The sequence below is a fragment of the Streptomyces sparsogenes genome, from assembly GCF_001704635.1.
GTDB lineage: Bacteria > Actinomycetota > Actinomycetes > Streptomycetales > Streptomycetaceae > Streptomyces > Streptomyces sparsogenes.
Genome location: NZ_MAXF01000230.1, coordinates 1 through 15204, shown reverse-complemented (window position 1 = coordinate 15204; position 15204 = coordinate 1). Strand labels below are relative to the sequence as shown.

Sequence of the window (15204 nt, the reverse complement as noted above, 5' to 3'; positions counted from 1 at the left end):
TATCGATCATCGAGGGAATCGAATCAGGGTGCTTCGCGGCGTGTCAACCACGCAGCCCGTACACCCGCACGGCGTTCGTGTGCAGGACGTCCTCCCGCTGCCGGGCCGTGAGGTGGGCGAGGCCGAGCCGGGACAGGGCCAGCGAGTCGGCACGGCTCCCGCGGGGCAGGCAGATCGGCCAGTCGGATCCGATCAGGCAGCGCTGCGGGCCGACGGCGTCCACGACGCGGCGGACCAGGGCCGCGACCCGTTCGTGCGGGACGCCGTGCTGCTGGGTCAGCAGGCCGGAGATCTTCACGACGACGTTCGGCGCCGCGGCGGCCCGGTCGAGGTCCGTGTACCACTCCCCCGGGTCCGTGTGCAGGTTCGGCGGGTTGCCGAGGTGGTCGACGACCACGGTGAGCGCCGGATGCGCGGCAGCCACGTCGGCCGCGGTGCGCAACGCGCCTGCGAGGAGGTTGAGCTCGAGGACGACACCGGCGTCGGCGAGGACCGGGACCAGGGCGCGGGCGGGCACGGGGGTGTCCGTCCAGCGCGGGCCGCCGAGCCGCATCCCGTTGGGGCGGCTCTCGCCCGGCTCTGTGAGCAGGGCGCGCAGCCGGTGCGGTCCGGCGTCGGCGTGGGCGTGCAGGTTCGCGACGTGTCCCGCGACGAGGTCCGGCCGCAGCAGCCGCGCCTCGCCCAGGGCGTGTGTCTCGCCGGCGTCGCCCCGGGAGGCCTCGACGAGGATCGCCCCGGACAGGTCCGGGTCCGTCCCCGAGGCGGCCAGGTCGTCCGTGTCGAAGGTCCGGTGGTGTGCGCTGTCGGGGCGGATCCAGGGGAATCCCAGGGCCGGGTCCCACAGATGGACATGGCAGTCGATCATGGTCGGCAGCCTCCTCGGGGGCCGTTCCGGAGTATTGACACGTCGGCTCGCGTCGGTGAGTCTAACCATCGGCTATCGATGGGCGATTGCGAGGGGCGGGTGCACATTGATGCACGGGACTGAGCGGAGCGGCGCTGCGGACACGGCGGAAGCGGTGCGTCGATGAGGGCCGCGGCCGGGCCCGGCCTGCGCCTGCAAGCTGACAGCCCCGTCGCGGACGTCCCCCGATGGGCCACGCTGCAGCGGGAGTTGTTCGCTCTTCAGGACAAGGCGTGGCGGGTGTTCGCCGACCGGTACACCGAGAGCGACGGACGCCTCGTGTTCCGCGACACGCTGGGCCGGGGCCTTGACGGCCGCGACGGCGTGGACGACTTCTACGAACCCTTCTTCAACTGGCCGACGCTGTACGTCCTCGGCGGCAGCACGGAGCTGCTGGCCGCGGCGCGCCGCCACTGGCACGGGGTGAGCGCGCAGCTCACCGAGATGGGCATGCTGCAAGACGGCCTGGAGCGCGGCTACGACTGGTTCCACCAGGGCGAGGGGCTGCTGCTGTTCTACGGGCTGTGCCTGGCCGATCCGGGCGATGCCCAACTGCGCCAACTGGCGCTCCGTTTCGCCGACTTCTACCTTCCGGGCGGCCCGAACTACGACCCCGTACACCGGGTGATCCGGGCGCCGCACAACGGGTCGGCGGGCCCCCGGTGGGGGTTCAGCGACGAGGACGCGTACTTCCCGTGGAGCCTCGCGCTGCGCCCCTACGGGCTGCCGCTCGACGGCATGCCGGACGTGACGTCCTTCGACGAGCTGGCGGCGTCCCCCGAGCGGGCCCGCGCCTACGGCCGTGCGATGCGGGACCGGATGGGCCGCGGCGACACGCTCGTGAACCTGGCGGCGACCGGGCTCGCCACCAACGCCCATCTGCTCGGCGGCGGGCAGCGCTACGCGGACTGGGTGGCCGAGTACGCCGGCGTCTGGCTCGAGCGGCTCGCCGGGCGCGACGTCGTACCGGACAACGCGGGGCTGAGCGGGCAGGTCGGCGAGTACCTGGCCGGCCGGTGGTACGGCGGGCACTACGGATGGTCGTGGCCGCACGGGTTGTCCTCGGTCGCCAGCGGCACCCTGGTCGGCGGGTCCAACGCCACTCTGCTGACCGGTGACACGGCCTTCCTGGACCTGGCCCGCAATCCGCTGGACGCGGTGCTGGGCCGGGCCGAGCAGCGCGGTGCGGACGAGCGGGGCACGCTCGGCGGACGCTGGGACCCCCATCTCGCGGCGATGACCGCCGACCGCACCCTGATGGTCCCGCAGCGCCACAACGACTCCGGCTGGTTCGACTTCACCGTCATGCCGGGACAATTCCCGCTGTCCCTGTGGCACTTCAGCAGGGCGGAGGCGGACCGGGAGCGGATCGAGGTGCTGCGGGCCGGCTCGCACTGGGACTGGACGGCGGTGCACACCCAGCGCATCAAGGACGAGGCGGGGCACGAGGAGCCCTGGTACGAGTTCTTGCAGGGCCGCAATCCGGACTTCCCCGAGCGGATGCTGCGCAGCGCGCTCGCCTCGTGCCAGGAGCGGCTCGACGCCATCGCCGGGGACCCGGTGGACCCGGCCGTCGGGCCGGACGCCCTCGGCATCCACCACTGGCAGCAGCTCAATCCGGTGCTGACCGAGGCACTGCTGCAGCTGACCACGGGCTCTCCGCAGGTCCTCTACAACGGCGGTCTCGCCCATCTTCATCTGCGCTACCACGACGCCGTGGAGCGGCGCCCGGGGCTGCCGCCGGACGTCGCCGCGCTCGTCACGGACATCCGTCCGGACCACACGGTGGCGGAGCTGGTCAATCTGGGCGACGCGGCGCGCTCGGTGGTCGTGCAGGCGGGTTCCTTTGCCGAGCACGTCGTGCACACCGTCCGCGTCGACGACGGGCCCGCGCACGAGGTGGGCGGCCCGTACTGCCGTGTGGAGCTGCCCGGCCGCACGCGGGTGCGGCTGACACTGACCATGACCCTGCGGGCCGGCCGGCCCGCGTACAACTCCCCCTGGCAGGAAGCGTGATGATCGCGTCCACGACCGGCCGGGCCGCGTCCCGGACGCCCTTCGCCCTCCCCCGCATCGGCATCGGGACCGCGCCGCTGGGCGGGCTGTTCGAGGAGGTGTCCGAGCAGGACGCCGCCGCCACACTGCGCGCCGCTGCCGAGGCAGGGATCAGCTACTTCGACACCGCGCCGCGCTATGGGCACGGCCAGGCCGAGGAGCGCCTCGGCCGACTGCTCGCGCCGGCCGGGATCACCGAGCCGGTCGTCTCCACGAAGGCCGGGTGGCTGCTGCGCCCCGGGCCCGGCGGCGCGCCGGGCGAGGTCGTCACGGACTGGACGGAGGCCGGGATCCGCCGTTCGCTGGAGTCGAGCCTGACCCGGCTGGGCCGGTCCTCGGTCGACGTCCTGTATCTGCACGACCCGGACGACTACCCGGAGGAGGTCGGGCGCACGGCCTATCCGGCGGTGCGCAGGCTGCGCGACGAGGGGCTGGTGCGCGCGATCGGGTTCGGCATGAACCACAGCGCGCCTCTGGCCGCGTACGTGGCCGAGTTCGAGGTGGACGTGGTCCTCATCGCGGGCCGGTTCACGCTGCTCGACCACGAGGCACTGTCGACGTTGCTGCCGCTGTGCGCGCGGACCGGGACGGCCGTGGTCGTGGGCGGCGTCTTCAACACCGGTCTGCTCGCGGACCCGTCGCCCGACGCGATGTTCAACTACCGTCCGGCGCCCCGGCGGGAGCTGGCCCGGGCGCAGGAGTGCCGGGCGCTGTGCGACGGGTTCGGGGTGCCCTTGTCCGCGGCCGCGGTCCAGTTCCCGTTCCTGCATCCGGCGGTCGGCTCGGTGGTCGTCGGCTGCCGGTCCGCGGCCGAGGTGAGCGCGAACGCGGCGGCGGCACGCTTCCCCGTCCCGGACGAGCTGTGGGAGCAGCTGGCCGCCGGCGGGTTCGTGCCGCGGTCGTTGCTGGAGGGCTGAGGCGTGGCAACCATCGTCGATGTCGCAGAGCACGCCGGTGTCTCGATCGCGACGGTGTCCCATGTCGTCAACGGCACCCGCCGGGTGTCGGACAGGACCCGCGCACGGGTCCTCGCCGCCTGTGGATGCCGGAAACTGTGTCACCCGAGGTGACCTGCGGGGTCGGATCTGCCAGTGCACAGGAAGCCAGCGCTGTGCGGCATCATGCTGGGTCGTGGCGATACGTCTGATCTATCAGCTCGCGTGTCAACTCTTCCGATGGCTTGCGCTGCCGGCCCGGTCGAGTGCGGCGAAAGACGTCGAGATCTTGATACTCCGGCACCAGCTCACTGTCGCGCAACGCATCCAGCCACGACCTCAATTTTCCTGGAGCGATCGGGCCGTCATGGCAGCGCTGCTCCCGGTGGTCAACAAGCACCGGCGTGCACGGCTTGCGTTGCTGGTCACTCCACGGTCGGTTCTGCGCTGGCACGCACGCCTCGTCGCCCGGAAGTGGACCTATCCTGCGCCGCTCGAGAAGTCGTCGTCGCAGGTGGGAGTGGTACGGCCAGTCCGCTGGGATCATGTCCCCCGTGATCGTGCCCTTGCTGTACAAGGTGACCCGAAGCCTGCTGACGGTTCCATCGGTGCTCCTCCGTCGCGGGACAGCGAAGGACGCGGAACTGCTGGTGCTGCGCCACGAGAACGCGGTCCTGCGCCGCCAGTCGGCCAGACCGGTCCGCTACGAGCCCGCCGACCGCTTCTGGTTCGCCGCCCTGTCCGGGCTGATACCCCGACGCCAACTGGCGCGAGATCTTCCCTGTCACCCCCGGCACCCTGCTGGCCTGGCACCGCAGATTCATCACCGCGAAGTGGGACCACACCGCGCGCCGGCGCACCGGACGCCCACCCACATCGGCAGCGATCAAGAAGCTCGTCCTACGGCCGGCCCGGGAGAATCCGAGGTGGGGACACCGGCGGATCCAGGGGGAGCTGACCCGACTCGGGCACCGGATCGCCGCGTCGACAGTCCGGGAGACCCTGCATGCCGCAGGCGTCGATCCTCCGCCGCGCCACGCAGGCCCCACCTGGCGCGAATTCCTGGCCGCGCAAGCCGAGGGCATCATCGCGGCAGACTACCGACCCCATCAAGCCCGCAACCAGTTACCGCCCGACGCTGACCACCAACCGGCCACGGGGCACGACATCAGCCCCCGCAAAGTCCTGCGCACCCGGATCCTCGGTGGCATCGTCAACGAGTACAGATATGCGGCATGACGTGCAGCGACGACTTTTCGGGCGGCACACCCTGCCTGCTGGCACAGTCAGGCGCCGGCAAGTCCTTGGTGGACTACTCAACGAGTACCACACCACGTCACCACGGCTGCCTCACCATCCGTAGCAAAGACCCAGCTCAGCAGCCTGATCGGAATATTGACACCCTTCAGGGAGTGCCTCGCTCGGCGCGCGCAGGAAATCCCGCCAACGTGACAGCAGCCCGGTTTATGGTGCGCCGACCATCGAGAACGCGGAGCGCATGCTCCGCCTGTGGAGAGGGAGCGTGCTCGTACCCTCGTACGCATGACACCAGGCACGACCGCGGACAGTCCAGACCACGTCACGCTCCGCCAGGTCCTCTCCTACGACGAGGACGGCGTCCTGCGCCTGCTGCTCGCCCCCACCGGACAGGATGTCGAGATCCTCGGCGTGATCATCGGCGACGAAGGGGCGGCCCACCCGCACGAAGGAGGGATCGTCTTGGCGACGGGTCTTCCACCGGACCTCTCAGCCGCCTCCGCTGCCGTGCGGGAGGCCGCCCGGCGCGGCGCGGTGGCGGTGGTGCTGCGGGAGCCCGGAGGGGCGCCCATGCTGTCCGAGGCCCTGGCGGCGGCGGAGGAGTGCGGGATCGCGCTGCTGGCCCGCGCCGAATGGGCGGACTGGGGTGCTGCGATCGCACTGTTGCGATCCGCGGCCGCCTTCGCGTCCGTCGGCCGCAGCAACCTCATGGCTGACTCTGCCGCCGAAGGGGGGCTCGCCGCTCTCGCCACGTCCACTGCCCGACAGTGTCGCGGCTCGATCACCGTAGAGGATACTCAGTTCCGCGTCCTCGCCCATTCCGCGACAGGCCCGGACGCGGACGGGGTGCGCCGGACCACGATCCTGGGCGGCCGGGTCCCTGACTGGCGTGTCGCCGAGCTGCGCCGCAGTGGCCTGCTGCGGGCGCTGTGGACATCCCAGGACGTCATCCACCGGCCCGCCGAAGGCGACAGCCCCGAACGCCTCATCGTCGCTGTCCGCACCGGCGGCGAGATGCTCGGTTCCCTGTGGGCAGCCGCCGACGGACAGCGGCTCTCGCCCGACGCCCCTCAGGTGCTGCGCCGCGCCGCCGCGCTCGCCGTGCCCCATCTCCTGCGGCACCGGCTGCGTGAGAGCGGCACCGTACGGCGCGAGGCGCATGCCCTGCGCGGCCTGCTGCACGGAAACGGTGACCAGCGGGCACACCTGTGGTCCCTCGGCCTGTCACCCGACGCACCCTGCGCCGTCGTCGTCGCCGTACGCAACCATCCGGACGGCCCAGGGTCCGACGGTACCCTTAAGGCGCTCGCGATCCAGGCCACCGCTTCGCGCTCCACGGCCCGTGTCCTGCACGAACAGGACCAGGTCGCCGTGCTGCTTCCCGTGAACGACGACGGTGACCAGCGCGAGGCCCTCGTCCTGGCCCGGGAGATCGACGCACTGGCGGCCGGTATCCCCGATGCCGCACCGGTCTGGATCGGTGTGGGACAGACCGTGCCGTCCGGCCTGGAAGCGTCCTCGTCGTACGAGACGGCGCTGCTGGTGGTGCGCGCCCTGCGCGACCGGGAGGCCCGGGGGCGCGACCCGCGTCCCCTCCGGCATGCCGGCCCCGGCGACGTGGGGCCGACTATCGACGCCCTGCGCATGCTCGACGCGGCGCGCCCCGTATGGGAGTCGGGCGAAGGCCCCGTGCACGAGCTGATCCGTGCGGACCTCGCCTCGGGGGGTGACCTGGTGCGTTCCCTAGCGGCCTATCTCGAGACGGCAGGCGACATCCGGCTTGCGGCCCGGCGTCTCGTCCTGCACCCGAACACGCTCCGATACAGGCTGCGGCGGACCCGCGAGCGCTTCGGTATCGACCTCGACGACCCCGACACCCGGCTGGTCCTCGCCCTGGCGGTGCGCCTTTCCGGAGTGGTTTGAGCAGATTTCATCCGGTGTTCATCCGACCGGCCAAAATATCGGCGGTGCTTTGTACCTGGGGATGAAGACGGGCAGCGGGTGCGCAGATCAACCTTTCTCCCATCCCGCTACGCCGCCTAGGAGCACGTGGCACAGTCCCACCGGAAAGCCCCCTCGTGACATCTGCCAGCGACATCTCCCCCCCAACGGCCGTCCTTCCGGCCGCTCTCTCCCCGGAACAGCGTGTCTCCGCAGTGATGCGTCGTGCCGCAGCCACCGGGCTCATCTCAGAGGCTCAACCGGTCGTCGGGTTCCTCGACACCGAGGGCATCCGGGCCTCTGTCGCCAGCCTCAACGCCGCCTTCGCTCATGCCCCCGACGTACTTCACACCTTCGCCGTCAAGGCCGCTTCCCTGGTCCCCGTACTGCGGCTCCTCGCCGGGCTCGGCATGGGCTGCGAGGTGGCGAGCCCGGGAGAACTGCGCATCGCGCTTGACGCCGGAGTCGAGCCCTCGCGCATCGTCCTCGACTCACCCGCCAAGACACGGCAGGAGATCCGAGAGGCCCTCGCCCTGGGCGTGGCGGTCAACGCCGACAACCTCGACGAACTGCGCCGCCTCGACGAACTCCGCCCGGCAAACAGCGCGTCAGTCGTCGGTCTACGCGTCAACCCTCAGGTCGGCGGCGGCTCCATCGGCGCGATGAGCACCGCCACCGAGACTTCGAAGTTCGGCGTGGCACTCCGCGATCCCGGCGCGCGCGACCGCGTGGTGCGAGCCTTCGCCGAGCGCCCATGGCTGAGCCGGCTCCACGCGCACGTCGGCTCCCAGGGATGCCCGCTGGAACTCATCGCGGAGGGCGTCGCGGAGACGTACCGGCTGGCCGAGGAGATCAACCGGACGCTCGGCACCCGGCAGATCACGAGCCTCGACATCGGCGGCGGGCTGCCCGTCAACTTCGACGACGACGAGACACGCCCGACCTTCGCCGCGTACGTCCAGGCGCTCGGCACGGCCGTCCCCGACCTCTTCGACGGCCGGTACACGCTCGTCACGGAGTTCGGCCGCTCACTGCTCGCCAAGAACGGGTTCATCGCTGCCCGCGTGGAGTACACCAAGGAAGCCGGCGGTCGGCGCATCGCGGTCACCCACGCGGGAGCGCAGACCGCCACGCGCACCGTCCTGATGCCTGACGCATGGCCGCTGCGAGTCGGTGCCTTCGACGCCGACGGCAACCCCCGCACCGGCACGCCGCTGCCCCAGGACATCGCGGGGCCATGTTGCTTCGCCGGTGATGTCGTCGCCCACGGCCGGGAACTGCCGGAGCTGGCGGAGGGCGACCTCGTCGTCCTGTACGACACCGGCGCCTACTACTTCTCCACTCACTGGGCGTACAACAGCCTGCCGCGGCCTGCCGTCCACGGCTTCATGGCCGACAGGACCGGCAGTGTACGGCTGACCACGGTCCGGGCTCCGCAGACGCTCGACGAGATCGCGGCGGAAAGCGGCCTCGCCCACGCCGATGCGATGGTCTCCCTGGGCACCGTGGCCGAGATCTGAAGGCTGCCGCCGAGACTCACCACCGGCACCCGCCGTCCCCTCCCCGCTCTCAGAAGGATTTGCCATGACCCAGTCCGTAACCGCCGGACCCGCGGCCGGCACCACTCCCGACCCACCCTCGCCGGTCCGGCGCTCCATGCCTTGGGTAGCCGCTGCCGTCGCGCTCGCCGCCAGCCTGGCGGCAGGGCTGCTCAGCGATGCCCCCACCATGTGGGGTCTGCTGCCGATCGCCCTGTACGCCTTCCTCTCGTTGGCCGGCATGAACCTGCTGGCCGTGACGGGGATCGCCGTGGCCAGCGCCGTACTTGTCGCGCTGCCCCCGCTCGACGAGACCGTCGATGTCCTCGACGGCTCCCTCACCGACACGGTCACCATCATCGGCCTGATCATCGTGCTCGGCGCGGCGGTCGGCGAGGTGCTCCGGGTCACCGGGGTCGCTGACTGCCTGGTCCGCAACATTCTGCGCGTCACCGAAGGCCGGGGCACGACCGCCCTCATGTACGGGATGATGTGCGCCTGTCTCGTGCTCGTCGCGGGTCTCGGTACCCTCGCCGGGGCTCTCGCCATCGCCGCGCCGCTCCTCGTCCCCGTCGCCGCGCGGGCCGGATTCACCAGGTCGGCAACCGCGGTGACCATGTTCCTCGGCGGCTGCGCGGGCCTCGCGCTCGCGCCCTTCGCCGGGGCCAACGTCGCGATCATGAAGGCGGCCGACACCGGTTACCTGACCTACGTCCTCGTCGGCGCCGGGCCCTTGGCAGTGCTGTCGCTGCTCCTCGCCGCCGTCGTCGTGCCGTGGGTGCAGCGGCGCAGCGCGGGCCAGGGCGACTTCTACCGGCCTGACGAACTCACTAAAGATGCCGGCGGGGACGGCCCGGCCGAGGGCGCCGAAGCGGTCCGCACCCGCCACGCCACCTGGGTCTTTGTCACCGTCCTGGTGCTCACCGTCTTCTACGCGGCGCTCACCAAGGCGAGCACGACGTTCCCTCTGATAGCCCTGCCCCTGATGGCTGTCTGCACCGCCGCCGCCGCCCGGCTCTCACCCCTGCACGCGCTCAAAGCGTTCTTGGCCGGGGCCCGCAGCCTCCTGCCGATGTTCCTGCTGTTCTGGCTGCTCGCCGTCCTGTTCGGCTTCATCGACCTGCTCCAGCCCTACGACGTCGTCCTGGAGACGTACGGCCCGGGCCTGCGCGGCATGTCGGCACTGCCCTTCGCCCTCACCGTGGCCGCACTCGGCTGGGTCGGCGTTCCGGGTGCCACCGCGGCCCAGGTCGTGCTCATCAGCGAGGTGTTCGGGCCTCTCGGGACCAGCCTCGGCATCACCCCCGCCGCCTGGGTGATCATCCTGCTGTGGGCGTCCAAGGCAGACACCTACGGACCACTGCCCAACGCCAACATGGTCGGTGCCATGGGCCTGGCCCGGGCGCGCAGGCTCCCCTATCTGCTCTGGACAGGATGGGCCCTGCTCATCCCGGCGTGTGCTCTCTACACGATCCTGCTCATAGTGCTGCTGTGACCGGTGCCGCACTGCCGATTCCTGCCCGCACACACCACCCGTATGGAAGAACGCCGCGAAAGAGAGAACCGATGTCTCACCCGACCGCTCCATACGACCTTCTGATCACCGGGGGCTCCCTGCTGGACGGCACCGGGGCCGCGCCCCGAAACGCCGACATCGGTGTACGGGCGGGGCGTATCGTCCACGTCGGCGCGCCGGATCCGGCTGCCCGCGCGGCCGAGGTGCTCGACGCCTCCGGGCTGACGGTCACGCCCGGGTTCATCGATCTGCACTCCCACGCGGACTTCTCCGTCCTCACATCCCCTGGTGGCGAGGCGTGTCTGCGCCAAGGCGTCACCACGGTGGTGACGGGCAACTGCGGGCTCTCCCCTTTCCCGCTCGCCCCCGACAAGGACCCGGTCGTCGGCGGGCCTGGCACGCTGGCCGGGGCTCAGTGGCGTGACCTGGACGGCTTCGCCGAGGCCGTGGAGGCCGCCGCACCGGCTCTCAACATCGCACCGCTTGTGGGCCACGGAGCCCTGCGCGCTGCCGTCATGGGGGACGCCAGGACGGGTGCAGGTCCCGTGGACCTGGAGGCGATGCGGCACCTCCTGGCCACGGCCGCGGACCAGGGTGTCTTCGGTATATCCACCGGGCTGATCTACGCGCCGGGGTCCTTCGCAGCAACCGACGAGATCATCGCCCTCGCCGCCGAGGCGGCCCGGCGCGGCCTGCTGTACGCCACCCATATGCGAGACGAGGGTGACCACGTCATCGAGGCAGTGGAGGAAGCGCTGCTCATCGCCAAGGAGGCCGGCGTTCGCCTCCAGATCTCCCACCTCAAGGCGATGGGACCGGCGAACCATGGCAAGGTCGACAAGGCGCTCGGGCTGATCGAGTCGGCCGTCGCCGAGGGCATCGACGTGGCGTGCGACGTCTATCCCTACACCGCCTCGTCGACCCGGCTGACGTCCCGGCTCCCCGACTGGGCCATGGAGGGTGGTCCGGCAGGACTCCTGGAACGGCTTGGCGATCCGGCAACACGTGCCCGGATTCTCGAGGACCTGCGCCCCGCCGTCGGGCGCACCTTCCTGCCCGAAGGCGTCGTCATCGCCATGCTCGGCCCCGGCCAGTACGCGGACCGGGTCGGCGGCACCATCGCCGACATCGCGCGCGACGAGGACGTGGAGCCGGCGGCTGCGGCACTGAATGTCCTGGCCGCGCACCAGGGCGAGGTCATGATTGTGAACCACGCAATGGCAGAAGCCGACGTGGACACCGTGCTGCGGTATCCGGGCAGCGCCGTCGCCAGTGACGGATGGATACTGAGTGCGCCTGGGGATGGGCACCCGCACCCACGTAACTTCGGCGCGTTCGCCCGAGTCATCGGTCACTACGTCCGCGAGCGCGACGTGCTACAACTTGCCGACGCCGTACGCAAAATGACATCCCTGCCTGCCTCACGGCTACCCTTGACCGATCGAGGGACGGTAGCGGTCGGCCAGGTCGCAGACCTTGCCGTGCTGGACCCGGCTCAGGTGGCCGACCTGGCGACGTACGCGGATCCGTGGCAGTACGCCGAGGGGACGCGGCATGTGTTGGTGGCGGGCGAAATCGTCCTGCGCGATGGTGAGCTGACCGGCGCACGCCCCGGCCGCCTCCTGCGACGCCTTCCCGCCGAGGTCTGAGGCGGCCCCGGCCTCCTCCCGGGCGCGGGAGAGGTCGATTACCGGGAGAGCGGCCGGGCCTCCCGGATCGACGAGGGTCCACGCTGGGGAAAGACAGCGCGGAAGGGCTCGGGGTGCCAGCCGCCCGGGTGGAAGAAACCGGGCGGAAGGCCGGTTCAGTATGAGTTGCCCGAGCCCGGTGGGTCCGCCGGGTAATTGGTCACCGTGAGCTGGTGGCGGTCGATCGCCGTATGTCCCCGGGCGATCGTGTGCGGGCGACCATGCGCTTGCCGAGAATGTCATCCGCCCTGGTCGGACGCCTGCACCCGGACTGGCGGTGGGTCGGCCTCGTCGCTCTAGTAGTGCTTCGTTAGGTTCTGTCTCTGGTTCTGCTGGTGGTGAGGGGTCGGCCGCAGGTGGTGCAGATGCCGGCCCAGCACCTCAGCAGGTCCTGGAGTGCTGTCCAGGACCTGGTAAAGGGTCAGGCCGGCATCCGGGCTTTGGGGTCGAGCCGCCTGAGGGTGAGGAAGGCATGGGTGGCGGTGACGAGGGTGACGTGATGGTGCCGGCCGCGCCAGGTGCGGCCCTCGAAGTGGTCCAGCCCCAGACCGTGCCTGAGTTCGCGGTAGTCGTGCTCGATGCGCCAGCGCATCTTCGCCCACCGCACCAGATCGGCGACCGGGGTGGTGGCGGGCAGGTTGGTCATCCAGTAGCCGGTCGGCTCGGCTTCGTCTGCGGGCTGCTCGACCAGCAGGGTCCGCAGCGGCAGCACACCGTCCCACCGGCGGCGTCCGCCGCCCTGTTCCTGAGCCGTACGGCAGGCTTCCTTGCCCGAGGGCCGCACCTCCAGCACGGCAAATCGCGAGGTCATCGCGGACTTGCTGCCCTGACGCCAGGTGACCTCCTCGAAGGAGGTGTCGGCATCGACGAACCGGGTCAAAGGCCGGGGAGCTTCGCGGTAGCGCGGCAGGGTGGGTGGTCCCAGCCCGCCGTAGACGGGCTGATACGGCTCTGCCGTGGCCGGTCGGGCGATCTCCTTGGGGTCCACCGCCATGACGTATGACCAGCCGCGTTCCTCCAGCGCGAGCCGGAAGGCCACGCTGCGGCCGTAACCGGCATCGGCCACGATCACCGGCACTGCCAGTCCCTGTGCGGCCAGCCCCTCCAGCGGCCCCAGGGCCAGGCGCGTCTTGGACACATGCCCGACCTCGTCAGGGACCCCGGCCCGCTGGCGCCGCCGGTCATCGTCCGTCCACTCCTCGGGCAGGAACAACTCCCACTCCAGCGGGCACGCCGTGTCGGTGGCCGCGTGCACACTGACCGCGACCTGGCAGTTCGCCCGCTTGCCCAGCGCTCCGCAGTACTGCCGGGCCACCCCGACCGAAGCAGTGCCGCACTTGGGAAACGACACGTCGTCGACCACCCATACCTCAGGGCTGATCGCCTCACACAGTCTCTGGGCGATCCGCTGTCGTACCGGCGTCCACTCCCACGGCGACTGGTTCACGAACTGCTGCAGGGCCTGCATGTTCCCGTCCGGCAGCCGCTCGGCCATCGGCTGGATCGACTTGCGCCGGCCATCCAGCATCAGACCCCGCAGATAGCACGCGCCCCACCGCCGCTGATCCCGCCGCGGCAGCGAGGCGAACACATCGGCAACGAACTCCGCTAACTCACCCCGGAGCCGTTCCACCTCCCCCAGCCTCATAACAGAGAAGATGCCCACCACCAGGCAAGATCACCCGACGTAACGAAGCACTACTAGGGGCTGTCTCCAGTTGTGATCATTGGGCTTTCAGGATGCTGCTGATCCAGATGGTCGCTGCGCGGAGATGGAGTCCGGCGAGGTAGCTCTCGGGCGTCTTGTCGTAGCGGGTTGCGATGCCTCGCCAGTCCTTCATCCTGTTGATGGCCCGCTCGACTGTGTTGCGGTCGCGGTAGAGATCGCTGTTGTGGGTGACGGGCCTGCCGCCACGGCTGCCTTCTTCCTGCGGTTGGCGGCCTGGTCCCTCTTCTCCGGGATGACTGCCTTGATGCGGCGTTTGCGCAGATGGGCTCGGTTGGCGCGGGAGGAGTAGGCCTTATCGCCGGCCACGGCAGCCGGCCGGGTGCGGGGACGGCCGACGGGCAGACGGACCCGTACCTTGCTCAGGACCGGGATGAACTGGGGGCTGTCGGCGGCCTGTCCGGCGGTCAGAAGGAGGGCCATCGGCCGGCACCGCCGGTCGGCAGCTAGGTGGATCTTGCTGGTCAGCCCGCCGCGCGACCGTCCGAGCAGGGCGGCCTTCAGCCGGGCCCGCCGTCGTAAGCGGATGCGCCGGCGTTCGGCACGGACCGGATCGCTTTCGCCCTCCTGCCCGCCTTGTCCCTGCGATGCTCCCCCTTTTGCGAGGCTGCCTCCTCGAGTGCGGCCAGAGTCTGTTCGCTGACCCGCATGCCGGCGGCGTCGTGATGGGCCCGCGTGGTGGTGGAGTCCACGCTGACCAGGGACATGTCGATCTCGTCCCTGCGGGCGGCCTCGGCGATCGCTTCGTCCAGCAGGGTCTGAAAGACGCCCGCGTCCCGCCATCGCGTGAAGCGGTTGTAGACGGTCTGCCAGGCGCCGAATCGCTCGGGCATCTCTCTCCACTGGCTGCCGGTGCGGAACCGCCAGATCACCCCCTCGAACTGCTCACGCAGCCGCTCGGGGTACGGGCCGAACCTGCCGACCGGCAGGAACGGCCCGATGAACTCCCACTCGATGTCAGTCAGTTGCACACGCGTCACAGCACAGTCTTATCGGACCGGCCCCCACCCCGGGGCTTGATCACAACCAGAGACAGTCCCTAGTACTGCAACGGTGTTTGCCGTGACTGATGGCCAGGTCAGGGGCTGTGTCCGCGTCTTTTGTAGTGGCTGGTGCGGGCCTGGTGCTGTCGTCTTCGGCGCCAGGTCGACCAGTGCAGGATGTGCTCGACGGGTGTGGGCCGACGGTCGGTGAGGCGGGTGATCAGCCGTCGTATCTCGGCGAGGCTGAGGTGGATGAGCTGGGAGGATCCGTTTCTGCTTTCCCGGCATCCAGCTCGCGGGCCCGCAGGACGGTCAGGCAGGCGTGGGCGGCCATGGCCAGGGTCATGTGGCGGTGCCAGCCGGGGTAGCGGCGGACCTGGTAGTCGTCCAGGCCGCATTCCTGTTTGGCGCTTTGGAAGCATTCCTCGATGGCCCATCGGCTGCCGGCGATGCGGATCAGGTCGTCGAGCGTGGTCTGGGCGGGGCAGTAGGCGATGTAGTAGGAGATCTCCTGCGGGCGGGCGACGCTGCGGCGGGCGATCACCCAGTGGCGGCGGTCGGGCCGGTGCCAGGGCCGCACTTCGACGCGCGCCCAGTCGTAGATCCGCAGGCCGTGAGCCCCGCTGCCGCAGGAACGTCGCTTCCATTTCTGCCGGGCGAG

10 protein-coding genes and 3 pseudogenes are annotated in these 15204 nt (G+C 70.5%); 8 read left to right on the top strand and 5 right to left on the bottom strand.

All coding sequences use genetic code 11. The features are described from left to right. Window positions 1-43 precede the first annotated feature (43 nt). Complete coding sequence (locus BBH68_RS37605) at window positions 44-865, bottom strand: amidohydrolase family protein (protein ID WP_065968402.1); 822 nt, start codon at window positions 863-865, stop codon at window positions 44-46. A 162-nt stretch (window positions 866-1027) separates the two neighbouring features. Between BBH68_RS37605 and BBH68_RS37600 the strand changes: the two genes are divergently transcribed. The 3 genes and pseudogenes from BBH68_RS37600 to BBH68_RS40200 all read left to right on the top strand — a co-directional run. Continuing rightward, window positions 1028-2920, top strand: coding sequence for a DUF8034 domain-containing protein (locus tag BBH68_RS37600; protein ID WP_065968401.1), 1893 nt, complete (start codon window positions 1028-1030; stop codon window positions 2918-2920). Continuing rightward, on the top strand, window positions 2920-3876 hold the full coding sequence (locus BBH68_RS37595; protein WP_065968400.1) for an aldo/keto reductase: 957 nt from the start codon (window positions 2920-2922) through the stop codon (window positions 3874-3876). The genes BBH68_RS37600 and BBH68_RS37595 overlap by 1 nt, the downstream gene beginning before the upstream one ends. Before the next feature lie 3 nt (window positions 3877-3879). Beyond that, a pseudogene (locus BBH68_RS40200) lies at window positions 3880-3996 on the top strand (LacI family DNA-binding transcriptional regulator); the annotation flags it as partial. Between the two features lie 82 nt (window positions 3997-4078). Here BBH68_RS40200 and BBH68_RS42465 read toward each other — a convergent pair. Continuing rightward, window positions 4079-4348: a hypothetical protein gene (locus BBH68_RS42465; protein ID WP_158080329.1), complete on the bottom strand. Its 270-nt coding sequence runs from the start codon at window positions 4346-4348 to the stop codon at window positions 4079-4081. Between the two features lie 100 nt (window positions 4349-4448). Between BBH68_RS42465 and BBH68_RS43775 the strand changes: the two are divergent. The 5 genes and pseudogenes from BBH68_RS43775 to BBH68_RS37575 all read left to right on the top strand — a co-directional run. Further along, a pseudogene (locus BBH68_RS43775) lies at window positions 4449-4995 on the top strand (integrase core domain-containing protein); the annotation flags it as partial. Between the two features lie 441 nt (window positions 4996-5436). Further along, entirely contained in the window at window positions 5437-7074 is a 1638-nt protein-coding gene (locus BBH68_RS37590; protein WP_065968399.1) for a PucR family transcriptional regulator, read from the top strand. Window positions 7075-7247: 173 nt separating this feature from the next. After that, window positions 7248-8612 (top strand): type III PLP-dependent enzyme domain-containing protein, encoded by a 1365-nt coding sequence (locus tag BBH68_RS37585; RefSeq protein ID WP_065968445.1) that lies wholly within the window; start codon window positions 7248-7250, stop codon window positions 8610-8612. 64 nt (window positions 8613-8676) lie between these two features. Beyond that, window positions 8677-10125, top strand: a complete 1449-nt coding sequence (locus tag BBH68_RS37580; RefSeq protein WP_065968398.1) for a Na+/H+ antiporter NhaC family protein — start codon at window positions 8677-8679, stop codon at window positions 10123-10125. Window positions 10126-10196: 71 nt separating this feature from the next. Continuing rightward, window positions 10197-11795: an N-acyl-D-amino-acid deacylase family protein gene (locus BBH68_RS37575; protein WP_065968397.1), complete on the top strand. Its 1599-nt coding sequence runs from the start codon at window positions 10197-10199 to the stop codon at window positions 11793-11795. Window positions 11796-12255: 460 nt separating this feature from the next. Here the strand turns inward: BBH68_RS37575 and BBH68_RS37570 are convergent, their stop codons facing one another. The 3 genes and pseudogenes from BBH68_RS37570 to BBH68_RS37555 form a co-directional block, all read right to left on the bottom strand. Further along, window positions 12256-13482, bottom strand: coding sequence for an IS701 family transposase (locus BBH68_RS37570; RefSeq protein ID WP_076971121.1), 1227 nt, complete (start codon window positions 13480-13482; stop codon window positions 12256-12258). 76 nt (window positions 13483-13558) lie between these two features. Then, window positions 13559-14540, bottom strand: a pseudogene (locus tag BBH68_RS40180) (IS5 family transposase). 223 nt (window positions 14541-14763) lie between these two features. Next, window positions 14764-15204, bottom strand: a 441-nt coding sequence (locus tag BBH68_RS37555; RefSeq protein WP_425428883.1) for an IS701 family transposase, incomplete at its 5' end; no start/stop codon positions are given.

Excerpts from the sequence above, each read along its gene's own strand:
- BBH68_RS37570 (WP_076971121.1), bottom strand. The coding sequence starts at position 13,482 with ATGAGGCTGGGGGAGGTGGAACGGCTCCGGGGTGAGTTAGCGGAGTTC.
- BBH68_RS37595 (WP_065968400.1), top strand. The coding sequence starts at position 2,920 with ATGATCGCGTCCACGACCGGCCGGGCCGCGTCCCGGACGCCCTTCGCC.
- BBH68_RS37580 (WP_065968398.1), top strand. The coding sequence starts at position 8,677 with ATGACCCAGTCCGTAACCGCCGGACCCGCGGCCGGCACCACTCCCGAC.
- BBH68_RS37590 (WP_065968399.1), top strand. The coding sequence starts at position 5,437 with ATGACACCAGGCACGACCGCGGACAGTCCAGACCACGTCACGCTCCGC.
- BBH68_RS37600 (WP_065968401.1), top strand. The coding sequence starts at position 1,028 with ATGAGGGCCGCGGCCGGGCCCGGCCTGCGCCTGCAAGCTGACAGCCCC.
- BBH68_RS37605 (WP_065968402.1), bottom strand. The coding sequence starts at position 865 with ATGATCGACTGCCATGTCCATCTGTGGGACCCGGCCCTGGGATTCCCC.
- BBH68_RS37575 (WP_065968397.1), top strand. The coding sequence starts at position 10,197 with ATGTCTCACCCGACCGCTCCATACGACCTTCTGATCACCGGGGGCTCC.